The organism is Streptomyces sp. NPDC008238, from assembly GCF_042956445.1.
Classification (GTDB): domain Bacteria; phylum Actinomycetota; class Actinomycetes; order Streptomycetales; family Streptomycetaceae; genus Actinacidiphila.
Window position 1 is genome coordinate 1 of sequence record NZ_JBIBGK010000012.1, and the last position, 22,030, is coordinate 22,030.

The 22,030-nt window shown below is 71.4% G+C and carries 20 protein-coding genes and 1 riboswitch; of the genes, 4 read left to right on the forward strand and 16 right to left on the reverse strand.

Annotation, left to right across the window (positions count from 1 at the left end):
• Window positions 1-89: 89 nt before the first annotated feature.
• From ACFZAU_RS23695 to ACFZAU_RS23720, 6 genes are all read right to left on the reverse strand, one after another.
• Window positions 90-1,178 (reverse strand): M48 family metallopeptidase, encoded by a 1,089-nt coding sequence (locus ACFZAU_RS23695; protein WP_500553828.1) that lies wholly within the window; start codon window positions 1,176-1,178, stop codon window positions 90-92.
• A complete protein-coding gene (locus ACFZAU_RS23700; protein ID WP_500553829.1) occupies window positions 1,175-2,350 on the reverse strand; it encodes a hypothetical protein in 1,176 nt (391 codons plus the stop codon). The genes ACFZAU_RS23695 and ACFZAU_RS23700 overlap by 4 nt, the downstream gene beginning before the upstream one ends.
• A 31-nt stretch (window positions 2,351-2,381) precedes the next feature.
• The gene (locus tag ACFZAU_RS23705) at window positions 2,382-3,437 is read right to left on the reverse strand and encodes a C40 family peptidase (RefSeq protein ID WP_500459564.1); all 1,056 of its coding nucleotides are present in this window, start codon (window positions 3,435-3,437) and stop codon (window positions 2,382-2,384) included.
• Between the two features lie 153 nt (window positions 3,438-3,590).
• On the reverse strand, window positions 3,591-4,616 hold the full coding sequence (locus ACFZAU_RS23710; protein ID WP_500553830.1) for a C40 family peptidase: 1,026 nt from the start codon (window positions 4,614-4,616) through the stop codon (window positions 3,591-3,593).
• Between the two features lie 315 nt (window positions 4,617-4,931).
• Entirely contained in the window at window positions 4,932-6,341 is a 1,410-nt protein-coding gene (locus ACFZAU_RS23715; protein ID WP_500553831.1) for an NYN domain-containing protein, read from the reverse strand.
• An 89-nt stretch (window positions 6,342-6,430) separates the two neighbouring features.
• Complete coding sequence (locus ACFZAU_RS23720) at window positions 6,431-6,682, reverse strand: hypothetical protein (protein ID WP_499598022.1); 252 nt, start codon at window positions 6,680-6,682, stop codon at window positions 6,431-6,433.
• 115 nt (window positions 6,683-6,797) lie between these two features.
• Here ACFZAU_RS23720 and ACFZAU_RS23725 point away from each other — a divergent pair, with 115 nt between their 5' ends.
• Together ACFZAU_RS23725 and ACFZAU_RS23730 are read left to right on the forward strand one after the other, a co-directional pair.
• Window positions 6,798-7,577 carry a rhomboid family intramembrane serine protease gene (locus ACFZAU_RS23725; RefSeq protein ID WP_500553832.1) on the forward strand — a complete coding sequence of 260 codons (780 nt, stop codon included), beginning with the start codon at window positions 6,798-6,800 and terminating at the stop codon, window positions 7,575-7,577.
• On the forward strand, window positions 7,574-7,855 hold the full coding sequence (locus ACFZAU_RS23730) for an Lrp/AsnC family transcriptional regulator (protein ID WP_499598028.1): 282 nt from the start codon (window positions 7,574-7,576) through the stop codon (window positions 7,853-7,855). Before ACFZAU_RS23725 ends, ACFZAU_RS23730 begins: the two co-directional genes overlap by 4 nt.
• A 27-nt stretch (window positions 7,856-7,882) precedes the next feature.
• On the opposite strand, the gene ACFZAU_RS23735 is transcribed toward ACFZAU_RS23730, so the two are convergent.
• The 6 genes from ACFZAU_RS23735 to ctaE form a co-directional block, all read right to left on the reverse strand.
• A complete protein-coding gene (locus tag ACFZAU_RS23735) occupies window positions 7,883-9,256 on the reverse strand; it encodes an aminotransferase class V-fold PLP-dependent enzyme (RefSeq protein WP_500553833.1) in 1,374 nt (457 codons plus the stop codon).
• A gap of 152 nt (window positions 9,257-9,408) precedes the next feature.
• Window positions 9,409-9,525, reverse strand: a riboswitch (SAM riboswitch).
• 229 nt (window positions 9,526-9,754) lie between these two features.
• A complete protein-coding gene (trpD, locus tag ACFZAU_RS23740) occupies window positions 9,755-10,819 on the reverse strand; it encodes an anthranilate phosphoribosyltransferase (protein WP_500553834.1) in 1,065 nt (354 codons plus the stop codon).
• 127 nt (window positions 10,820-10,946) lie between these two features.
• Window positions 10,947-12,584, reverse strand: coding sequence for a cytochrome bc1 complex cytochrome b subunit (gene qcrB / locus ACFZAU_RS23745; RefSeq protein WP_500553835.1), 1,638 nt, complete (start codon window positions 12,582-12,584; stop codon window positions 10,947-10,949).
• On the reverse strand, window positions 12,581-13,633 hold the full coding sequence (gene qcrA, locus ACFZAU_RS23750) for a cytochrome bc1 complex Rieske iron-sulfur subunit (RefSeq protein WP_500553836.1): 1,053 nt from the start codon (window positions 13,631-13,633) through the stop codon (window positions 12,581-12,583). Before qcrA ends, qcrB begins: the two co-directional genes overlap by 4 nt.
• The gene (gene qcrC, locus ACFZAU_RS23755; protein ID WP_499598040.1) at window positions 13,630-14,439 is read right to left on the reverse strand and encodes a cytochrome bc1 complex diheme cytochrome c subunit; all 810 of its coding nucleotides are present in this window, start codon (window positions 14,437-14,439) and stop codon (window positions 13,630-13,632) included. Before qcrC ends, qcrA begins: the two co-directional genes overlap by 4 nt.
• An 81-nt stretch (window positions 14,440-14,520) precedes the next feature.
• Window positions 14,521-15,141: an aa3-type cytochrome oxidase subunit III gene (ctaE, locus tag ACFZAU_RS23760; RefSeq protein WP_319163544.1), complete on the reverse strand. Its 621-nt coding sequence runs from the start codon at window positions 15,139-15,141 to the stop codon at window positions 14,521-14,523.
• A gap of 168 nt (window positions 15,142-15,309) precedes the next feature.
• Between ctaE and ACFZAU_RS23765 the strand changes: the two genes are divergently transcribed.
• On the forward strand, window positions 15,310-15,711 hold the full coding sequence (locus ACFZAU_RS23765; protein WP_499598043.1) for a hypothetical protein: 402 nt from the start codon (window positions 15,310-15,312) through the stop codon (window positions 15,709-15,711).
• Window positions 15,712-15,713: 2 nt separating this feature from the next.
• On the opposite strand, the gene ACFZAU_RS23770 is transcribed toward ACFZAU_RS23765, so the two are convergent.
• The 4 genes from ACFZAU_RS23770 to ctaC form a co-directional block, all read right to left on the reverse strand.
• Entirely contained in the window at window positions 15,714-16,979 is a 1,266-nt protein-coding gene (locus tag ACFZAU_RS23770) for a L,D-transpeptidase (protein WP_500553837.1), read from the reverse strand.
• Between the two features lie 123 nt (window positions 16,980-17,102).
• A complete protein-coding gene (locus ACFZAU_RS23775; RefSeq protein WP_018557033.1) occupies window positions 17,103-17,501 on the reverse strand; it encodes a cytochrome c oxidase subunit 4 in 399 nt (132 codons plus the stop codon).
• Window positions 17,498-19,240: an aa3-type cytochrome oxidase subunit I gene (ctaD, locus tag ACFZAU_RS23780; RefSeq protein WP_499598049.1), complete on the reverse strand. Its 1,743-nt coding sequence runs from the start codon at window positions 19,238-19,240 to the stop codon at window positions 17,498-17,500. Before ctaD ends, ACFZAU_RS23775 begins: the two co-directional genes overlap by 4 nt.
• Window positions 19,237-20,202 (reverse strand): aa3-type cytochrome oxidase subunit II, encoded by a 966-nt coding sequence (gene ctaC / locus ACFZAU_RS23785; RefSeq protein WP_499598052.1) that lies wholly within the window; start codon window positions 20,200-20,202, stop codon window positions 19,237-19,239. The genes ctaD and ctaC overlap by 4 nt, the downstream gene beginning before the upstream one ends.
• A 268-nt stretch (window positions 20,203-20,470) precedes the next feature.
• On the opposite strand from ctaC, the gene ACFZAU_RS23790 reads away from it, so the two are divergent.
• Window positions 20,471-21,892 carry a cysteine desulfurase/sulfurtransferase TusA family protein gene (locus ACFZAU_RS23790; RefSeq protein ID WP_500553838.1) on the forward strand — a complete coding sequence of 474 codons (1,422 nt, stop codon included), beginning with the start codon at window positions 20,471-20,473 and terminating at the stop codon, window positions 21,890-21,892.
• Window positions 21,893-22,030: the final 138 nt, after the last annotated feature.

Here is a 22,030-nt window from a genome sequence, read left to right on the forward strand (position 1 = left end):
ACAGCCACCTCCACGATCAGATCCTGGAGACACCCTGCCGGGAGACCGATGGCCGATCAATTACCTGGTCGACCATCCGAGCCGAGCCACTAGCTCGCGGAGGCGAACGCGCGGGCGGCGGCGATGCGCTGGACGGCGGTGGGGTGGGTGCCGAAGAGGACGTGCAGGAGCCGTGGCGGATCGGGGTCCGCGACGTTGGTGACGGTGAGCCGGCGCTGCATGGCGATGAACCGCTCGGCGTCCCCGGTGAGTTGCAGCGCGTGCGTGTCCGCCCGCCGCTCGACGCGCCGGCTCAGCGCACAGCCGAGCGGCCCGGCGCACGCCGACAGCACCGCGGCCACCGCGGCGAGCAGGAACAGCCCGCGCGGGTCGCCGGTGCCGTAGGAGGTGGCGGCCATGACGGCGGAGAGCACGCACACCCCCGCGCCCGCGCCGACGGCGCCGAGCAGCGTGCCGCGCAGCACGTCGCGGTGCTTGACGTGGCCGAGTTCGTGGGCGACGACGAGTTCGACCTCCGCCGCCGGGGCCGTGCCGAGCAGCGTGTCGTAGGCGACGATCCGCCGGGTGCGCCCGAAGCCGGAGACGTACGCGTTGAGCGCGGTCGTACGCCGGGACGCGTCCGCGACGAGCACCGCCCGCACGGGGATGCCGTCCCGCTCGGCCAGGGCCAGCAGGGCGTCGCGCAGGGGCCCGTCCTCCATCGGCCGGAAGCGGTTGAAGAGCGGTTCCAGGACGACCGGGGCGAGCCAGGACAGCACCACGGCGGCGCAGACGGCGCCCAGGGCCGCCCAGGCCCAGCCGAGCCCGTAGTAGCCGTACAGCGCGGCCAGCACGAGCGGGACGGAGACGAGCAGGCCGCGCAGGACGTCGACGGCCCAGCCGCCCCAGCCCTGCGTGACGAGCCCGTAGCGGCGCCGCAGGACGCGGACCCGGGCGGAGAACGGCAGGGTGACCGCCTGCTGGAGCAGCACCAGCAGCAGGCCGCCGGCCAGCACGCGCAGGGCCCCTTCGTCGCCGAACAGCCCGGTGAGGGCGGCCCCCGCGGGGGTCAGTCCCAGCGCGAGCAGCAGGGCGAGCCCGGCAAGGCGGCCGCCGAGCAGGTAGGGCAGCTGTGCGCGGCGCAGCGCCCTGCCGCGGGCGGTCTCCTCCGGCGTGAAGTCCCCGTCCGTGCCGCTCATGCCAACTCCCCCTTGACGTAGGCCCGCCAGCGCTCGGTGAGGGCGTCCTCGTCGATGCCGAGCGTGCCGCGCAGATCCGCACCGGAACGGTACAGCGCGACCAGCCGGTCGGCGCCCCACGTGGCGGCGATGAGCCGGCAGGCCAGCCAGGCGCCCTCGTACGCCTGGGCCTGCGCGGGCGCGCCGGGCGCGAAGTCGGCGTCCGCGGGAAGGTGCCCGGGCGGGCCCGAGGCCGTGACGTCCCGGCGCAGCTCGGGGGCCAGGCTCTGCGGCGTGCGGCCGGAGTCCCGGTAGGCGACCCAGTCGGCGAAGCCCTCGGAGAGCCACATCGGGGTGCGGGGGGTCGTCGCGGCGCGCGTGGCGACGTGGGTGGTCTCGTGGGTGAGCACCGCCTGGCGGCCGAAGGCCGACAGCCCGGCGAAGGCCTCGGGGTTGACGATGACGCGTCCGGCGGGCGCGGTGCCGCTGCCGCCGGCCTCCCCGGTGGTGACGGCGGCGACGCCCGCGTACGTCTCCGCGGGGGCGTCCAGCAGCTGCGCCATGTGCCGCAGGGAGGAGGGCACTTCGAGCACCACCCGCCCGGTCCAGCCCGCCCCGCCCCAGGCCCGCCGCACCTGCGGGACGGCCCGGTCCGCGTCGGCGGCGTACCCGGCCAGCTCGGCCGGGTCTCCGGTGCCGAGGACGAGGCTGTGGCCGCCGCGGACGACGTGCAGCGTGCCCTGTTCCCACAGCAGGCCGCCCGGGTCGCCGTCGCCGGCCACCCGCCAGCGTCCGCCGCCGTCGGTGCGCAGCAGCAGGGAGTCGTCGGCGGTGACCTGGGCGCTGTCGTAGCCCTTGAGGCGGTAGCTCAGCCGGACGCGGGCGGTCACCGGGTCGGCGCCCTGCGTCGACACCAGCCGGTACGACCAGGACGCGAGCGGCAGCTCCCCGAGGTTGCGGAAGACCTGCCGCTCGGCGGCGCGCCGGGCGGGCGTCACATCGGCCAGGTACGCCTTCTCGTCGTGGGCGAGGACCGCGTCGGCCCGGCGTTCCAGCAGGTGCCGGACGACCGGGTCCCCGGGGCCCGCGTGCTCCACCGCGCCGCCGCCCGAGGGCCCGCAGCCCGCGAGGAGCACCGCCGCGCCGCACAGCGCGGCGGCCACGGCGCGGGTCGGTCTGCGGAAGAGGGCCACGCCGCCGATCGTACGGTCCCGGCGGCGGCGGTCACGTGGGCCGGGTCACCGCGGAGATCGGCAGCATGGCGACCGGGTCGTAGCGGACCCGGGCACCGGGGTAGGGGGCGTGGATGACCTGGCCGTCGCCGACGTACATGGCGACGTGGCTGGCGTCGCCGCGGTAGAGGACCAGGTCGCCGGGGCGGGCCTGGCTGAGCGGCACGTGCCGTCCGGCGTTCAGCTGGGCCTGGGAGGTGCGGGGCAGGCCGACGCCGGCCTGGCGGTACGCCCAGACCATCAGCCCGGAGCAGTCGAAGGAGCCGGGGCCGGTGGCACCCCACACGTAGGGGGCGCCCACGACGGAGCGGGCGGCGGCGACGGCGCTCGCGGCGCGCAGGGAGAGCGGGCCGAGGTCGGGGATGTCGACGCTGCGGCCGGAGCGGGAGGCACGGGCCTCCAGCCGGTCGGCGAGCCGGTCCCGTTCCTCCGGGGAGAGGGAGTTGACCAGGCGCGCCGCCGCCAGCAGCTTGTGCTGCACGGCCTTCTTGCGGGCGGTGAGGCTGGTGCGGGCCCGCTCGAGCTCGCCGAGCCGTTCGGTGGCCCGGGAACGTTCCTGGTCCAGGAAGCGCTGGGCGGACCGGAGTTCGCCGAGGCGCGCGTTGCCGCGGCTGCTGATCCGGTCGAGGGTGGCGGCCCGGTCGAGGTAGGTCGCGGGGTCGGGCGAGAGCAGCAGGGCGAGGGTGGGGTCCACTCCCCCGCCGCGGTACTGGGCCCCGGCGAGCGTGCCGAGGTCGTCGCGGAGCCGGTTGACCCGTTCCTGGCCGCGGGCGGCGCGGTCCTGGAGCACCTCCACCTCGCGCCGGAGCCGCTGGGTGTTCTCGCGGGCGGCGTTGAACTGCTCGGTGGCCCGCTCGGCCTGCGTGTAGAGGTGGTCGATGCGGGCCGCGACATCGACGGAGGTGTCCGCCGGGTCGGCGGCGGCCGTCTGCGCCGTGGCGGCCGCGCCCGCCATCGCGGCGGCGGCGGTGGCCGCCGCCGTCAGGACCGTGGCCCTTGAGGTACGCGGGGCCCGGCCGGGCTGCGGAATGCGTCGATGGGATGGCACGTCGGCTGACAGTAGTCAGCCGGACACGGGGAGTTCAAAGACCGTGTACCGCCGGGCGGCGGGCGGTGCTCCGCTTGCGCAGGTCACCGCCGGGCCGTCACCCTACGAGATCACCCGATAGGTTCAACCGGTTCCGGTCGTCGCACCCGGATCTCAGATGCGGACGCCGAACTGGAACGGCATGTTGTTGATGGACTCGTACCGCACGACGGTGCCGGTGCGCGGCGCGTGCAGGACCATGCCGTTGCCCGCGTAGAGGCCGACGTGGTGCTGGTCGCCGTAGAAGATCACGAGGTCGCCGGGCGCGAGCTGGCTCATCGACAGCCGCGTGCCGGCGTTGGCCTGCGCCTGCGAGGTGCGCGGTATGCCCGCGCCGGCCTGGGCGTAGGCCCAGGAGGTGAGGCCGGAGCAGTCGAAGGAGCTCGGGCCGGTGGCGCCGTAGACGTACGGCGAGCCGATCTTGGTCTTCGCGGCGGCGAGGGCGGCGGCGGCCAGCGAGGAGGCGGGCGTGTCGTTGCCGAGGTCCACGCGCTCGTTGGTGCGGTTGGCGCGGGCGTCGGCGGCGGCCAGGGAGGCGCGCTGGGCGGCGGTCAGCGAGTTGAGCAGCTTCTGCGCCTCGGCGAGCTTCGCCTGGACTTCCTTCTTCTTCTTGCCCAGTTCGGTGCGGGTCTCGTCGAGCTCGTTGAGCTTGCTCGCGGCCTCCGCCTTCTGCTGGTTGAGGGTGCGCTTCTTCTCCGCGATCTGCCGGAGCGCCTCGGCCTGCTTGGTGCTCAGCTGGTCGAGGGTGGACGCCTTGTCGAGGTAGGTGTCCGGGTCGGAGGAGAGGAAGAGCTGGAGCGACGGGTCGATGCCGCCGCTGCGGTACTGGGCGCTGGCCAGGGTGCCCAGGTCGTCCTGGAGGTCGTTGAGCTCGGCCTGCTGGCGGGCCACCTCGTCCTGGACGTCCTCGACCTGCTTCTGGAGCTTCTCCTGCTTCTCCTTGGCGCCGTTGAACTTCTCGGTCGCCTGCTCGGCCTGCTCGTAGAGGCCGTCGACCTTGGCCTTGACGCTCTTGACGGACGGCTTGGCGGGAGCGGCCTGGGCCGCCTGCGCGGACAGGGCGACGGCTGCGGCGGCGGTCGCGGTGAGCACGGTGACACGTGTGCGACTGGCCTGCTTGGGACGACGGTGGGACGCCACTCGGGCGAGCTCCTTCTTCCTCCAGCCGCCTGCCGCATGCATCGGGAACTGCGTTCCCCGGCCCTGAGCGTCGGCGTCCCCCGTCGTACGCACGGCACTTCAGATCGGCGGGACCTCCGCCGCCATCCTGAGTGGATGATCGACTGGGCAGAGGTTCGAAGCACGACCATAGTGACCATCTTGTGATCGGATCAAATCCCTGAAGAAAAAAAGTCGCTCGGCCGCGGTTTCTTTACACATATCGCACGTGCAGTGATGGCGAGTTGACGCTGAGTCCCCGAAAGGTGCCCCACCCGCCCCACGGTGTGCTCCAGGTCACACCCGGGCAAGTCGCTTCAGCAGCAAGGTGGATGCGACCGGGCGGGCGCCGGCACGGGCCACACCGTCAGCAACTTCGCGATCGGAAGAAACCACCACAATCGGACGACCGGGAGGTTCCGCCCGAACCAGACGGCGGATCAACTCGTCGGCTGTCTCACCGGCCTTGCTGAAGAGCACCCGCACCCCGCGCGGCGGCGCCAGCAGCACCGGGGCGTCCAGATCGGCCCCGTCGAAAACGCAGGTGACCTCGGAGCCGCTCTGCGCCGCCAGCACCGCCAGGCCGCCCAGCAGCCGCAGCCGCTGCTTCTCCAACGGCAGCGCCGGATAACCGGTCTTGGTCACGTTGTATCCGTCGATCACCAGATGGGACTGCGGCAGCGCCAGCAACTGGTCCAGCAGCGCCGGGTCGTCCTCGGACAGGGCGCGCCGCGCGATGTCCTTCGGGCTGATCGCCCCCGGCTTCACGGCCTCGACGGTGTCCGCGGGCCGGGCGCCCATGGTGTCGCGCGGGGGCAGCGCCAGCTCCCGGCGCAGCCCCGAGGCGGCGTCCAGCACGGTGTCCAGCAGCAGCCGCAGACGCATGTCCTCGGTGCTGCGGCCCTCCCGGGCCGCCCGGCGGGACGCCTCGACGGCCTGCTCGGCCTCGGCGAGCCGGGCCCGCAGCCGGCGCGCCTCGCCGTCCGCCGACGCCTTCTCCGCGGCCGCGGCCGCCCGCGTCTCCTCCAGTTCGGCCTCGACCTTGCGCAGCGCGGCCTCGGCCCGCTTGACGTCGCTCGCGGCGCTGCGCAGCTTGCGCTGCAGCGACTCGGCCTCCTTGCGGACCGCCTCCAGCTCGGCGCGGACCCGTACGGCCTCGGTGCGGGCCTGGTTGCGGGACTCGTCGAGTTCCGCCTTCAGCTGCCGCAGCTCGCGCTGGACCTCCTCGCCCGCCCGTTCGGCGCTGACCCGCTGGGCCTCCTCGCCCGCCGCGGCCACGAGCTTGGCCCAGCCCGCGGGGCGCAGCAGATAAGCGGCGGCCGCCACGTCGAGCGGGTCGACCGCGGGGGGCGGGGTGCCGGCGTCGAGCGCCTCGCACAGCTCCGGCTCGGACTCGCGCAGCCGGGCGCCCACCCGCTGCCGGAAGGACGGGTCGCCCTCCAGGGCCGTGGCCAGCGCGGTCGCGGCGAACTTGGCACGGCGGCTGGGGGTGAAGCGGGCGTACGGGCGCAGTACCGCGGGCAGCTCGGCCGGGGTCAGCCCGCCGAACGCCTCCGCAGCCAGCGCGACCACGCGGTGCCGCACGCCCTCGGGCAGCGGACGGTCCAGCGACTCGCCGTGGACGGACTCCTCCGGCGCAGCCGCAGCCGCAGCCTCGGGCGCGGCCGCTTCGTCGCCGCGGCCCGGGTTACCGCCGGTCCCGTCCACCCGTCACTCCCGTCCAGTCCGTGGGCGCCTCCCCGGCCTCCTTCAACCTCTCTGGCCGCGCCGCATTCTTCTATTGTCCCCGGCCGCGCTCAGGCCTGCGCCGCCGCCGCCGCGTCCGGCCGGTCGACCAGTTCGACCTGGTCCACGGCGTTGCACCAGCGGCAGCGCACCGACTCCACGGTCTCGCTGACCACCTCGCGCTCCTCGACCGAGGGCTCACCCGCCAGGTCCAGGTGGACGTACTCGACGACCTTGCTGGAACGGGTGACGTCGAACCGGGTCAGGTTGCCGCACAGCGTGCAACGCCAGCGAGTCGTGGCGGTCGGCAGGGGCACCGTCATCGGTCGTCTCCTCGGTCGCGCGGGATGCGTTCCGGTCACCCTACGGCCTCGGTGGTCCCGCGCGCTGCGGCGAGGCGCCCCACGACCGTTACACCCGTTCCGTCATGATCGGTCCATGGTCATCCCGGTGTACGACAAGAACCCCGTCCGCCGCACACCCGTGGTGACGTACGCCCTGATCGGGCTGTGCGCGGTGCTCTTCGTCATCAGCCCGTCCTCCGGGCTCACCTACGTGTACGGCACGGGCCACGATCAGGTGTGCGCCCAGGCGACGTACTTCGCCCGCTGGGGTGTCTTCCCCACCGAGCTCTGGCAGGGCCGCATCCCCCTGACGCGGGTCCCGATGCCGAGCGGCTGCCCGCCGCTGGGGTCCTTCGCCGCCTCGCCGTCCGTCTCGGTGCTCACCGCGATGTTCGTGCACGGCAGTTGGGTCCACCTGCTCGGCAACATGCTCTTCCTGTGGGTCTTCGGCGACAACGTCGAGTACCGCATGGGCCGCTTCCGCTTCCTGCTCTTCTACCTCGCCTCGGGCTACATCGCGACGTACGGCTACGCGCTCGGGCACACCTCCTCCACCCAGACCCTGGTCGGCGCGTCCGGGGCGATCTCCGGGGTGCTCGGCGCGTACCTCTACCTCTACCCCAAGGCCCGGGTGACCAGCGTCTTCCCCTTCCTCTTCTTCCTGCCGCTGCGCTTCCCCGCCTGGATGGTGCTGATCTTCTGGTTCGTGCTGCAGTGGCTGGCCGGCGAGATCCAGCAGACGGGTCCCGGCACGGCCTACCTCGCCCACATCACCGGCTTCGTCTTCGGCTTCCTGTGCGCGTGGGTGTGCTATCGGACAACGCCTAAGCTGGAGCCCGCAGCCAGGGCGACCCAAGGAGACCTACAGCCGTGATCACCGCGATCGTGCTCATCAAGACCAGCGTCGACCGTATCCCCGAGATCGCGGAGTCCATCGCTTCGCTCGACAGCGTCAGCGAGGTCTACTCCGTCACGGGGACGTACGACCTGGTCGCCATGGTGCGGGTGGCCCGGCACGACGAGCTCGCGGACGTCATCCCGGGCCGGATCAGCAAGATCCCCGGCGTCGAGGCCACGGACACGCACGTGGCGTTCCGCACCTACTCCCAGCACGACCTCGAGGCGGCCTTCGCCATCGGCCTGGACGCCTAGGACGCCCGGGACGCCCGGGACCTGCCGCTACGCCTGGCCGCGGTCCGGCACGCAGCGGCCGTCCTCGGTGCGGTAGCGCCACTTGGCGCCCTCCGCCACGAGCTCCCGCACCGCGTCGACGAAGCGCTCCACGTGCTCGTCCGGGGTGCCCGCGCCGAAGGACACCCGGATCGCGTTGAGCGCGGGGCCGGCCCCGTCCAGGGCGGCCTCGGGGGCCCCGCACTCACCCGGCTCCTGCTCGCTGCCCCCGAGCAGGGTGCGCACCAGCGGGTGCGCGCAGAAGAGGCCGTCGCGGACGCCGATCCCGTACTCGGCGGAGAGCGCCGCCGCGAAGTGGGAGCTGTTCCAGCCCTCGACGACGAAGGAGATGACGCCGACCCGGGGGGCGTCGTCGCCGAAGAGCGAGAGCACCCTCACCTCGGGCACCTCCGCCAGTCCGGCCCGCACCCGGGCCACCAGCGCCTGCTCCCGCTCGACCAGCCGGCCGAAGCCGGCCTCCGTCAACGTGCGGCAGGCCGAGGCGATCGCGTAGGCGCCGATGACGTTGGGCGAGCCGGCCTCGTGCCGGGCGGCCGTGGTGTGCCAGTCGACGTCCACCCCGCCGTCCGCGCCGCGGGCCACCCGACGCGAGGCGCCGCCGCCGGCCAGGTAGGGCTCGGCCGCGCACAGCCAGTCGGCGCGGCCGGCGAGCACCCCGGAGCCGAACGGCGCGTACAGCTTGTGCCCGGAGAAGGCCACCCAGTCCACGTCGAGTTCCGCGATGTCGACCGGGTGGTGCGGGGCGAGCTGCGCCGCGTCCAGCACGATCCGGGCGCCGTGGGCGTGGGCCGCCGCGGCCAGTTCCCGCACCGGCCACAGCTCGCCGGTCACGTTGGAGGCCCCGGTCACGCAGACCAGCGCCGGTCCGTCCGCCACCCGGGCGGCCAGGGCCCGCTCCAGCGTCGCCACCGCCTCGGCCGGTGTGCGGGGGGCGTCGAGGTAGGTCACGTCGGCGTCCCGCCACGGCAGCAGGGAGGCGTGGTGCTCGGTCTCGAAGACGAGGACGCCGGTGCCGGCGGGCAGGACGGCGGCCAGCAGGTTCAGCGAGTCGGTGGTGGAGCGGGTGAAGACCACCTGGTCGCCGGGGCGACAGCCGAGGAACTCCGCGACCGTGGCCCGGCTCTGCTCGAACAGGTCCGTCGACAGCTGGGAGAGGTAGCCGGCCCCCCGGTGCACGCTGCCGTAGTAGGGCGCGTAGGCCGCCACGTCGTCCCAGACCCGCTGCAGCGCGGGCGCGCTGGCCGCGTAGTCGAGGGCGGCGTAGCCGACCTCGCCCCCGGTCACCAGCGGCACGAGGACCTCACGCCCCAGCACGGGCAGCGGGGTGTGGACGGTGGAGGGCAGGGCAGGGCGCGGCGACATGGCGAAGTCTCCTGGGAGCAGGCGGGAGTGAAGGAACGTCAGTGATGACGGGAAAACCCTCGGCACGACGGGCGGACGCCCGGGGAGGGTGGGTACGCGACAGGGGGCCCCGAAGGCCCTAGCGCATTCGCTTGCTCATGGAGGAACTCCTCTGACCGCGCTTGCCGCAGACCTCGCTGCCTACGGCCTGGTCATCACCCGGGGCACCCCGCCACGGAAGGAGGGTTGCCGGACAGCGGGCCGGGGCCGTTTCGCTGTCACTCGTGACCTGCGCAGCATCATGCCACACGGGTGTGACGCCGCAAGCCGCGGTCCGCATCCCGGACGGGCCGGCCCCGGGCCCCGTCCCGGGCCGTCCGCCCTGCCGCGAACGCCACGGAGGGCCGGGGCAACCGCCCCGGCCCCGGGCCCCGTCCCGGGCCGTCCGCCCTGCCGCGAACGCCACGGAGGGCCGGGGCAACCGCCCCGGCCCTCCACGGTCGTTCCCGTACGCCTGCCCTACGCGTGCGTGGCCGCGGCCCAGCGCTCCAGGGTGCGGGCGGCCGCGCCCGAGTCGATCGACTCGGCCGCCCGGGCGATCCCGGCCGCGATCCCGTCGGTCAGCCCACCGCCCGCGCCCTCCAGTGCGACCAGCGCGGCGGCCGAGTTGAGCAGCACCGCGTCGCGGACCGGGCCGGTCTCGCCGGCCATCAACCGCCGGGCGACGTCGGCGTTGTAGGCGGCGTCCGCGCCCCGCAGCGCCTCGATCGGCACCAGCTCGATGCCGACGTCGCGCGGGTCGAAGGACTCCTGCTCGACCTTCCCGTCGCGCACCACCCACACCTGGGAGGTGGCCGTGACCGTCAGCTCGTCCAGCCCGTCGTCGCCCCGGAAGACCAGCGCGGAGGAGCCGCGGCGGGCCAGGACGCCCGCGATCAGGCCGGCCATCCGGGTGTCGAAGCACCCTACGGCGGAGGCCCCCACCCGGGCCGGGTTGGTCAGCGGGCCGAGGATGTTGAACGAGGTGGGGACGCCGAGGTCGCGGCGGGCCGGGGCGGCGAACCGCATCGCGGGGTGGAACTTCGCCGCGAAGCAGAAGGTGATCCCGGTCTCCTCGGCGACCGCCGCCACCCGGGCCGCGGGCAGGTCGAGGTTGATGCCCAGCTTCTCCAGGACGTCGGAGGCCCCGCTGGCGCTGCTGGCCGCGCGGTTGCCGTGCTTGACGACCTTGGCGCCCGTGCCCGCGATGACGATGGCGGACATCGTGGAGATGTTCACCGTCCTGGCCCGGTCGCCGCCGGTGCCGACGATGTCCACGGCGGGGCCGGGGATCTCCAGCGGCTCCGCGTGCGCGTACATCGACTCGACGAGGCCGGTGACCTCCTCGACGGTCTCGCCCTTGGCCCGCAGGGCCACCATGAAGCCGGCGACCTGGGCGTCCGAGGCCTCGCCGCTCATGATCCGGTCCATCGCCCAGGCCGCCTCCGCGGCCGTGAGGTCCCTGCCGTTCAGCAGTGCGCCCAGGACGTCGGGCCAGGAGCCGCCCGCCACTGATGCGCCTCCGGCGGGGTTCACAACGCTCATGGTCCACTCCACGGGGTCTGACGTGCGGCGGGAAGTCTTCGGGCCCCAGCCTATCGGCGCGGGGGAACGGGAAAGGGCCCCGTCCATCGGATGGACGGGACCCTGCCCGGTGGCACAGCTTCAGTGATCAGTGGTGACCGTGGCCGCTCGTGATCTCCTCGTACTCCTCGACGGTGGGCTTGTCGATCTGCGTTCCCTCGCCGTAGTAGCCGCGGGACAGCCTGGCGCGCAGCTTCGCGGTGCGGCCGACCTTCTTCTCCACGCCGTTCTCGTCGACCTCGGGGCCGACGTCGAGCGGCTTGGGCTGCTCGTGCGCGGTGAGCTTGAACAGCGAGCCCTGCTCCAGCGGCTCGTGGATCTCGATGAACTCACCGTGCGGGAGCCGCTTGATGATGCCGGTCTCGCGACCGTGCAGCACCTTGTCGCGGTCGCGCCGCTGCAGACCCAGGCAGATCCGCTTGGTGACGAAGAAGACCAGCACCGGCAGCACGAAGAACGAGATCCGGACCACCCAGGTGATCGCGTTGATCGACAGGTGGAAGCGGGTCGCGAAGAGGTCGTTGCCACCACCGACGAGCAGGATCAGGTAGAGGCTGATCCAGGCCGCGCCGATGCCCGTGCGGACCGGCCGGTTGCGCGGACGGTCGAGCAGGTGGTGCTCGCGCTTGTCACCGGTGACCCAGGACTCCAGGAACGGGTAGACGCCCATGAAGCCCAGGACCAGCGGGAAGATCACCAGCGGGATGAACACGCCCAGGACGAGCGTGTGGCCCGCGAAGTTGATCTCCCAGCCCGGCATGATGCGGATCAGGCCCTCGGAGAAGCCCATGTACCAGTCGGGCTGGGCGTCGGTCGACACCTGGTCCGGCCGGTAGGGGCCGTACGCCCACACCGGGTTCACGGAGACCAGCGCGGACATGGCCGCGATGACACCGAAGACGATGAAGAAGAAGCCGCCCGCCTTGGCCGTGTAGACCGGGAAGAACGGCATGCCGACGACGTTCTTCTCGGTCTTGCCGGCTCCGGCGAACTGCGTGTGCTTGTGGTAGAAGACCAGGATCAGGTGAGCCACCAGCAGGCCCGCCATGATGCCCGGGATCAGCAGCACGTGGATCGTGTAGAACCGCGGCACGATGTCGGTGCCGGGGAACTCACCGCCGAAGAGGAAGAACGACAGGTACGTGCCGACGATCGGCACGGATAGTACGGCGCCTTCCATGAAGCGGATGCCGGTGCCCGAGAGCAGGTCGTCCGGCAGCGAGTAGCCCATGAAGCCGTCGAACATGCCGAGGAACAGCAGCAGGAAGCCGAAGACCCAGTTGATCTCGCGCGGCTTGCGGAACGCACCGGTGAAGAAGATGCGCATCATGTGCACGAGCATCGCGGCCACGAAGACGATGGCCGCCCAGTGGTGGATCTGCCGGACGAGCAGACCGCCGCGCACGTCGAAGCTGATGTGCAGGGTCGACGCGTACGCCTCGGACATCGTGATGCCCTGCAGCGGCGCGTACGAGCCGTCGTAGACGACCTCGTTCATCGCCGGGTGGAAGAACAGCGTCAGGTAGACGCCGGTCAGGATGACGATGATGAAGCTGTAGAGGGAGATCTCGCCCAGCATGAAGGACCAGTGGTCCGGGAAGATCTTCCGCAGGTTGGCCTTGCCCAGGCTGTAGATGCCCAGCCGGCCGTCCGCCCAGTCGGCGACGCGTTCGCCGGCGGGCGCCTTTCCGCGCGGCTTCGCGCTCGCGCTCGTGTTGGTGCTCATCCACGCTCCCAAAAGGCCGGGCCCACGGGCTCTTCGAAGTCGCCCAGCGCCTCGAGGTAACCCTCGCCGTTCACGCTGATGTGCAGCTGCGGCAGGGCGTGACCGGCGGGGCCGAAGATCACCCGGGCACCGTCGGACAGGTCGAACGTCGACTGGTGGCAGGGGCAGAGCACGTGGTGCGTCTGCTGCTCGTAGAGGCTGATCGGGCAGCCGACGTGGGTGCAGATCTTGGAGAACGCCATGATGCCCTGGTGCGCCCACTCGCGGGACTTCTTGTCCTTGATGTCCTCCGGCTGGATGCGGACGATCATCAGGGCCGCCTTGGCGAGCTGCTCCTGGTAGTCGTGCTCCTCCTCCTCCAGGCCCTCGGGCACGGCGAAGGTCAGCGAGCCGACGGCGACGTCCTCGGGACGCAGCGGCTTGTTCGTGTTCTGGTTGATCAGCAGCCGGCCCTTGGACCACAGCGTGTGGCGGAGCTTGTCCTCCGGCAGCGGGCCGAGGTCGCGCAGCAGGAACACACCGGAGAGCGGCACCAGGGTCAGCGCGCCCAGCATGGTGTTCCTGATCAGATTGCGGCGGCCGATCTGGCTCTCCTGGGAGCCGGTGACGAAGTCGGCCTTCACCTGGGCGCTGACCTCGGGGCTCGCCGCGACCGGGTGGCGGTCGCCGGCGATCTCGACGTCCGACATCAGCGTGCGGGCCCAGTGGACCGCGCCGGCGCCGATGGCGAAGAGCGAGACGCCGAGGGTCATGCCCAGCGCGAAGTTCAGCGCGCTGATGTGACCGAGCGGCCAGATGTAGACGATCTTGTCGATCGGGATGACCACGAAGCTGGCGATGAAGCCCAGCGTGGCGAGCATCGACACGGTGAACAGGAAGGCCACCGTGCGCTCGGAGGACTTCGCGGCCTTCTCGTCGATGTCCTGGCGGCGCGGCTGGTGAGCCGGGAGGCCCGGGTCCGCGAACGGGTTCGTCGCCGTCGCGACCTGGCCGCCGCCCTGGTGTGCCGGCCTGTCCGGCAGGTTCTCTTCTGACATGTCCTGACTCATGACTTCTTCGCCTTGGTGGTGTGGGCCGCGAGCCAAATGGCGCAGGCGATCAGGGCCCCGAGGCCGAAGATCCAGCCGAAGAGACCCTCGGTGACCGGGCCGAGGCTGCCCAGCGACATGCCGCCGGGGCTCGGTGCGCCCTCGCCGTTGACGGCGTCGAGGTACGCGATGATCTCCCGCTTGTTCTCCTCCGGCATCGTCGTGTCGGGGAAGGACGGCATGTTCTGCGGGCCGGTCAGCATGGCCTCGTACAGGTGCTTGTCACTCACGCCCTCGAGCGTGGGAGCGTACTTGCCGTGCGTCAGCGCGCCGCCCTTGCCCTGGTAGTTGTGGCACTGGGCGCAGTTGGTGCGGAACAGCTCCCCGCCGCGCGCGGCGTCGGCGCCGGCCGGGTCGTACTGCTCCTCGGTGGGCGTGACGGGGCCGGGGCCCAGCGAGGCGATGTAGGCCGCGAGCTGGTCGATCTGCTTCTGCGTGTAGATGACCTTCTTGCGCGGCACCTGGGCGCCGGGCTGCTGGGCCGGCATGCGGCCGGTGCCGACCTGGAAGTCCACGGCCGCGGAGCCGACGCCGACGAGGCTCGGGCCGTCACTGCCGCCCTGCCCCGACGTACCGTGGCAGCTGGAGCAGCCGACGGTGAACAGCTTCTTGCCCTCTTCGATGGCGAGGGACTGCGAGCTGTCGTCCGCCTGCGCCTTGGGCGCCGGCGCGAGCGCGGCGTACAGCCCCCCGATGGCCGTGAGCGCGACAAGTAGGACGACGAGCGCCGCCAGCGGGTGGCGCCGTCGTGCGGAGAGCTTTTTCACGGATTACCCCGGTGTCAGGATCTCTTGCGTCGATGGTTCTGGATGTCGTGACCGTGTGCGCGACCCGCGCGCGGGGCCCGACTACTTGATCAGGTAGATCGTGGCGAAGAGGCCGATCCAGACGACATCGACGAAGTGCCAGTAGTAGGACACGACGATGGCCGCGGTGGCCTGCTCGTGGGTGAACCGCCGTGCCGCGTAGGTCCGTCCCAGGACCAGCAGGAAGGCGATGAGACCACCCGTCACGTGCAGACCGTGGAATCCGGTGGTCAGGTAGAACACCGAACCGTAGGGGTCGGAGGAGAGCGAGAGCCCGTCCTCCTTCACCAGGTTGGTGTACTCGAAGATCTGACCGCCGATGAAGATCGCGCCCATGATGAACGTCACGATGAACCACGCGCGCAGCTTCTTCACATCGCCGCGCTCGGCGGCGAAGACACCCATCTGGCAGGTGAAGGAGGAGAGCACGAGGATCGTGGTGTTCGTCGCCGAGAACGGGATGTCCAGGACGTCGGCGTGCGCCTTCCAGTACTCGGCACCCGTCACCGAGCGAAGGGTGAAGTACATCGCGAAGAGGGCCGCGAAGAACATCAGCTCGGAACTCAGCCAGATGATGGTTCCGACGCTGGTGAGGTTCGGCCGGTTGACCGACGGGTGCGCGTGCCCGGTTTCTACTGCTGTTGCTGTCGCCACGACCGACATTATGTCGGTCGCTTATCTCGCGCTCACTCCGGGGGGTGCCATTCGGTGTGTCAAGGCCCTTGAGGTAGGGAAAGGCGTCGCTCGAAGGAGCTAACCCTCCTCGAAGCGCCGTGCTCGGGAGTAAGGTTCGGCCACAGGCAGGCGACTCCACGAGGGCGAGGGGCACGGATGCAGACGACCGCGACGGTGCTGGTCTACAGCGACGACAGGAACACCCGGGAACAGGTCCGTCTGGCCGTCGGCCGCCGCCCCGCGAGCGACCTGCCGCCGGTCGAGTACGTGGAGTGCGCGACCCTCCCGGCGGTCCTCAGCGCGCTGGAGAACGGCGGCATCGACGCGTGCGTGTTCGACGGCGAGGCCGTCCCGGCCGGCGGCATGGGCGTGTGCCGCCAGGTGAAGGACGAGATCTTCCGCTGCCCGCCGGTGCTGGTGCTCATCGGCCGCCCCCAGGACGCCTGGCTGGCGAGTTGGAGCCGGGCCGACGCGGCGGTGAGCCACCCGGTCGACCCGGTCGCGCTGAGCGAGGCCCTGACGGGGCTGCTGAGGCAGCGGCTGGCCGTCGACGCGTAGCCTCACATCTCGGGCTGCAGGCGGGCTCCAGGGGCGTCGGTACGGTCTGCCACGGCCGGGTCGGCGCCCTTGCGCGTTCCCGTCGCGCTGCCCTTGCGCCAGTCGCTCCAGGACAGGTTCCAGTCGCCGAAGCCGTTGCCGAAGGCGGGCATCTCGTCGCCGAGGCTGTGGACGACCGAGACGAGGTCTCCGACGCGCACGTTGTCGTAGAACCAGTGGGCGTTCTCGGTGCTCATCCCGACGCAGCCGTGGCTGACGTTGGCGATCCCCTGCGAGCCCACCGACCACGGCGCCGCGTGCACGTACTCCCCGCTCCAGGTCACCCGGGTGGCCCACTGGACGGGCAGGTCGTAGGAGTCGGAGCTGCCCGAGGCGATGCCGACGGTCTCGCTGCGCATCCGTACGTTGGCCTCCTGGCCCAGCACCACCTTGATGCCGTTGCGGGTGGAGAAGCCGGGCTTGCCGGTCGTCACCGGGATGGTGCGGACGAGCTTGCCGTTGCGCTTGAACGTCATGGTGTGCGTGGCCGCGTCGGTGACGGCCTCGATGCGGTCGCCGGTGCGCAGCGTCAGCGGCTTGACGTCGCCGCCGTAGAGCGAGCCCTTGATGTGCACGTCGTCCAGGGTGCTGCGGACGTCGATGCGGGCGTGCGCGGGCCAGTAGGTGCGGGGGCGGTAGTGCAGGGTCTTGTCGTCGACCCAGTACCAGGCGCCCTCCTCCGCCGCCGGTGAGGCGTTCACGTGGAGGTTGCGCTCGACCACGCTCCGGCCGAGGGCGTCCTTGACGGCCGCGCTGAGCTCGGCGGTGATGGGCTGGCCGACGCCGTAGGTGCCGCTCTCCGGTCCGAAGGTGACCTTCAGGTGGCGCTTGGTTCCCGTGGTGTCGACGGAGAGCGTCTTGCGGCCCTGGCGGCCCTCCTTGTCCTCGGTGGTCACCTTGACGACGTAGTGCGCCGCGGAGGAGAGCTTGGAGGTGCTGCGCCAGCGCTTGCCGTCCGCGGACAGCCGGCCGCTGACGTAGCGTCCCGAACCGTCGGAGGCCGTCACATCGGTGATGCGGTTGCCTTCACCCTTGACGGTGATTTCCAGCGGCTTCTTGGGGTCGGCCTTCTTCGACCCGGCGGTTCCCCCGGTCCACACGACCTGGTCGGCGGCGTCGTAGGGGGCGGTGGCGAGGGGATCGCCGCCGCCCGAACAGGAGGCCAGCGGCGCGGAGAGTGTCACTGCAGCGATCGCGGTCGCCAGGCGACGCGGAGAAAGGTGACCCATGGTCACCACGCTAAGCAGAGATGATCTCCGCCGCCCGTCGAGCGCGTGCGAACGGGCGAAGGCCCGGACCCCCTGCCGGGGATCCGGGCCTTCGCCGTGGTGCGGTGCGTGGGCGCGGGGCGCTCACTGGGTGCGGTTCTCACCCCGGTAGTACTCGAAGACCCAGCCCCACAGGCCGACGAGGATGAAGGGCGACGCGAAGTAGATCAGCCACCAGCCGAAGATGATGCCCAGGAACGCCATGGCACCACCGAAGGCCAGCAGCAGCGGCTGCCAGCTGTGCGGGCTGAAGAAACCCAGCTCGCCGGAGTCGTCCGCGACGTCCGCGTCCTCGCGGTCCTGCGCACCGGTGTCGGCGCGCCGGGCGGTGAAGGCCAGGTAGAAACCGACCATCACGGCGAGGCCGAAGGAGAGGAAGAGCGCCGTGGTGCCCACCGGCTCCTTGGACCACAGGCCGTAGACGACGGCCATGCCCAGGAAGAAGACGGACAGCCACAGGAACAGCTTGCCCTGGAACTTCACTTGCCGCTCTCCTTCTCGTCGCCGCCGGGGACGGCCGGAGCCGCGCCGACGTTCTCCAGCTGGTCCAGAGCGGCCATCTCCGGGTGGTGGAGGTCGAAGGCCGGGGATTCGGACCGGATGCGCGGCAGCGTGAGGAAGTTGTGCCGCGGCGGCGGGCAGGAGGTCGCCCACTCCAGCGAACGGCCGTAACCCCACGGGTCGTCGACCTCGACCGGCTTGCCGTACTTCGCGGTCTTCCACACGTTGTAGATGAACGGCAGCATCGACAGGCCCAGCAGGAACGAGCTGATCGTCGAGATGGTGTTCAGCGTGGTGAAGCCGTCGGCGTTCAGGTAGTCCGCGTAGCGGCGGGGCATGCCCTCGGCGCCCAGCCAGTGCTGGACGAGGAAGGTGCCGTGGAAGCCGATGAACAGCGTCCAGAAGGTGATCTTGCCGAGGCGCTCGTCGAGCATCTTGCCGGTGAACTTCGGCCACCAGAAGTGGAAGCCGGAGAACATCGCGAAGACGACCGTGCCGAAGACGACGTAGTGGAAGTGCGCCACCACGAAGTACGAGTCGGAGACGTGGAAGTCCAGCGGCGGCGAGGCCAGGATGACACCGGTCAGACCACCGAAGGTGAAGGTGATCAGGAAGCCGATGGCCCAGAGCATCGGTGTCTCGAAGCTCAGTGAGCCCTTCCACATGGTGCCGATCCAGTTGAAGAACTTCACACCGGTCGGTACCGCGATCAGGAAGGTCATGAAGGAGAAGAACGGCAGCAGCACACCGCCGGTGACGTACATGTGGTGGGCCCACACCGTCGCCGAGAGGCCGGCGATGGAGATCGTCGCCGCGATGAGGCTGACGTAGCCGAACATCGGCTTCCGGGAGAAGACCGGGATGACCTCACTGATGATGCCGAAGAACGGCAAGGCGATGATGTACACCTCTGGGTGCCCGAAGAACCAGAAGAGGTGTTGCCATAGCAACGCGCCGCCGTTGGCGGCGTCGAACACGTGCGCCCCGAACTTCCGGTCGGCCTCCAGGGCCAGCAGCGCGGCGGCCAGCACCGGGAAGGCGAAGAGCACCAGCACACCGGTGAGCAGCACGTTCCAGGTGAAGATCGGCATGCGGAACATCGTCATGCCGGGAGCGCGCATGCAGATGATCGTGGTGATGAAGTTGACCGAGCCGAGGATCGTACCGAAGCCGGAGAACGCCAGACCCATGATCCACAGGTCGCTGCCGATGCCCGGCGAGCGGACCGCGTCGGTCAGCGGGGAGTAGGCGAACCAGCCGAAGTCGGCCGCGCCGTTCGGGGTCAGGAAGCCGGCGACCGCGATCAGCGAGCCGAACAGGTAGAGCCAGTAGGCGAACATGTTCAGCCGCGGGAACGCGACGTCGGGGGCGCCGATCTGCAGCGGCATGATCCAGTTCGCGAAGCCGGCGAAGAGCGGGGTCGCGAACATCAGCAGCATGATCGTGCCGTGCATCGTGAAGAGCTGGTTGAACTGCTCGTTGGACACCACCTGGGTGCCCGGGCGCGCGAGTTCGGCGCGCATGACGAGCGCCATCACGCCACCGATGAGGAAGAAGAAGAACGACGTCGCCAGGTAGAGCGTGCCGATCGTCTTGTGGTCGGTGGTGGTCAGCCACTTGACGATGGCGTTGCCCGGCTGCTTCGTGCGGACCGGCAGCTCGTCCGCGTACGCGTCGTCCTGCGCGGCGGCCGCACCGTGGGGTTCGTTGAGAATGCTCACTGGGTCTTGGTCTCCGCGTTCTTGGCGTTGCCGGTGGTGGCAATGCCTGCCGGGACGTAACCGGTCTGGCCCTTCTTCGCCAGGTCCTGGAGGTGCTGCTGGTAGGCCTCCGGGGAGACGACCTTGACGTTGAAGAGCATCCGGGAGTGGTCCACGCCGCACAGCTCGGCGCACTTGCCCACGAAGGTGCCCTCCTTGTTGGGGGTCACCTGGAAGACATTGGTGTGGCCGGGGATGACGTCCATCTTCATCAGGAAGGGCACCACCCAGAAGGAGTGGATGACGTCGCGCGAGGTGAGGACGAACCTGACCGACTCGCCCTTGGGGAGCCACAGGGTCGGGCCCGGGTTGCCGGTGTCCTGGTCCTTGGAGGCGGGCGTGCCGAAGTCGTAGACGCCGTCGGCACCCGCGGGCGCGTCCAGCTTCTTCGCGGAGATCGTGGAGAGCTCCGCGGGGACCTTGCCGGCCGCCGGGGTCGACGGGTTGCCGTCGACGTCCTCGACGTAGTTGAAGGCCCAGCTCCACTGGAAGCCGACCACGTTGACGACGTGGTCGGGGCGCGCCGAGGTCTCCAGCAGCTTGGACTCATCGCGGGCGGTGAAGTAGAAGAGCACCGAGATGATGACCAGCGGGACCGTGGTGAAGAGCGCCTCGATCGGCATGTTGTAGCGGACCTGGGGCGGGATCTCCACCTTGGTGCGGCTGCGCCGGTGGAAGATGATGCTCCAGAGGATCAGGCCCCACACGAGCACGCCGACCGCCAGCGCGGCGGCCCAGGAACCCTGCCAGAGCGACAGGATCCGCGGAGCCTGCTCCGTGACGGGGCTGGGCATGCCGAGGCGAGGGAAGTCCTCGTATGTGCAACCGGTGGCGGTCGCAAGGACCAGGCCCGCGGCCAGCGCCTGCGGCAGAATCCGCCGCATCGGGCGCCGCGACGAGCGGTCGGAGCCGTAGGGACTCACGTAGCGCCTTCCCGAGAGTCTCGCCCACGCGTCCGGATGCCCGGCCTGTGCTGGTCGGTCGCCCTGGCGCGGGCAGTGGTGTGGATGTTTATGCGGACCAAACCCTACTGGACTCGATTTTGGGGCGCGCGGGGAGGGGTGCCAACGCGCCGGGGCGGCCCCCGAAGGGGTGTCGGGCACCGCTCCGCACCTGCGGAGGGCCCCGTTTCGGGGGCTTTTGACTGGTCCCCAGACGCCCTGCCGGACGCCGGGGCGTAGCGTGCACCACGTGCCCTACTTCGACGCCGCGTCCGCCGCACCACTGCATCCCGTCGCCCGGCAGGCACTCCTCGCCGCGCTCGACGAGGGGTGGGCCGATCCCTCCCGGCTCTACCGCGAGGGGCGCCGCGCCCGGCTGCTGCTCGACGCCGCCCGGGAGGCCGCCGCGGACGCCGTCGGGTGCCGTCCGGACGAACTCGTTTTCACTCCTTCGGGTACGCACGCCGTGCACGCGGGAGTGGCCGGGGCCCTCGCCGGGCGGCGCCGGGTCGGCCGGCACGTGGTCGTCTCGGCCGTCGAGCACTCCTCCGTGCTGCACGCCGCGGCGGACGCCGTGGACGACGCGGACGTCACGGAGGTGGGGGTCGACCGCACGGGTCTGGTCGACGCCGGCACCTTCGGCGCCGCGCTGCGCGGGGACACCGCGCTGGCCTGCCTGCAGTCCGCCAACCACGAGGTCGGCACGGTGCAGCCGGTCGACGAGGTCGCGGAACTGTGCCGGGCGGCCGGGGTGCCGCTGCTCGTCGACGCCGCCCAGTCACTGGGCTGGGGAGCCGTGGCGGGCGGCTGGTCCCTGCTGGCGGCGAGCGCCCACAAGTGGGGCGGGCCGTCCGGGGTCGGACTGCTGGCCGTCCGCAAGGGCACCCGCTTCGCCGCCCAGGGGCCCGCTGACGAACGGGAGTCGGGACGCGCGCCCGGCTTCGAGGACCTCCCCGCGATCGTCGCCGCGGCGGCCTCACTGCGGGCGGTGCGCGCCGAGGCCTCCGCGGAAGCGGCCCGGCTGTCCGCGCTGGTCGACCGCATCCGCACCGCGGTGCCCGAACTCGTCCCGGACGTCGAGGTGGTGGGCCACCCCGAGCTGCGGCTGCCGAACGTGGTGACCTTCTCCTGCCTCTACGTGGACGGCGAGGCGCTGCTGCACGAACTGGACCGGGAGGGCTTCTCCGTCTCCTCCGGGTCGTCGTGCACGTCCAGCACGCTGATGCCGAGCCACGTGCTCAAGGCGATGGGCGTGCTCTCCGAGGGGAACGTGCGGGTCTCGCTCCCGGCGGGGGCGGAGGCCGGCGACGTGGACCGCTTCCTCGAAGTGCTGCCGGGGGTGGTGCGGACGGTGCGCGAGCGGCTCGGCGCGCCGGCCCCCGCGTCCGGGCCCGCGGCGGGGGCGGGGCGGACGGCCGGCGCGGAGCCGGACGAGGAGGAGGACGGGCCGGACCTCGTCGTGGACTCCCTCGGCAAGCGGTGCCCGATCCCGGTGATCGAACTGGCTAAGGTCATCGGGGACGTACCCGTGGGCGGCGTCGTGTCGGTCCTCTCCGACGACGAGGCCGCCCGGCTCGACATCCCGGCGTGGTGCGACATGCGCGAACAGGAGTACCTCGGCGCACACGCCGCACCCCGCGGCACGGCGTACTGGGTACGCCGCGTCTCCTGACACCACGACGGGCGTGACGGGCTGACGCGCGCACGCCGGTGCGTCGCCCAGGGCCGGGTTGACGGCGGCCGCCGCCCCGCCGCCACGCACGCCCGTGTCGGTGCTCTCCGATGACAACGCCGCCCCGAGGAGTACCCC

Bases quoted from the DNA above. Each gene is read 5' to 3' on its own strand.
- qcrB (WP_500553835.1), bottom strand. From the start codon at position 12,584: ATGAGCACCAACACGAGCGCGAGCGCGAAGCCGCGCGGAAAGGCGCCC.
- ACFZAU_RS23695 (WP_500553828.1), bottom strand. From the start codon at position 1,178: ATGAGCGGCACGGACGGGGACTTCACGCCGGAGGAGACCGCCCGCGGC.
- ACFZAU_RS23770 (WP_500553837.1), bottom strand. From the start codon at position 16,979: ATGGGTCACCTTTCTCCGCGTCGCCTGGCGACCGCGATCGCTGCAGTG.
- trpD (WP_500553834.1), bottom strand. From the start codon at position 10,819: ATGAGCGTTGTGAACCCCGCCGGAGGCGCATCAGTGGCGGGCGGCTCC.
- ctaE (WP_319163544.1), bottom strand. From the start codon at position 15,141: ATGTCGGTCGTGGCGACAGCAACAGCAGTAGAAACCGGGCACGCGCAC.
- ACFZAU_RS23765 (WP_499598043.1), top strand. From the start codon at position 15,310: ATGCAGACGACCGCGACGGTGCTGGTCTACAGCGACGACAGGAACACC.
- ACFZAU_RS23735 (WP_500553833.1), bottom strand. From the start codon at position 9,256: ATGTCGCCGCGCCCTGCCCTGCCCTCCACCGTCCACACCCCGCTGCCC.
- ACFZAU_RS23720 (WP_499598022.1), bottom strand. From the start codon at position 6,682: ATGACGGTGCCCCTGCCGACCGCCACGACTCGCTGGCGTTGCACGCTG.
- ACFZAU_RS23725 (WP_500553832.1), top strand. From the start codon at position 6,798: ATGGTCATCCCGGTGTACGACAAGAACCCCGTCCGCCGCACACCCGTG.
- qcrA (WP_500553836.1), bottom strand. From the start codon at position 13,633: ATGAGTCAGGACATGTCAGAAGAGAACCTGCCGGACAGGCCGGCACAC.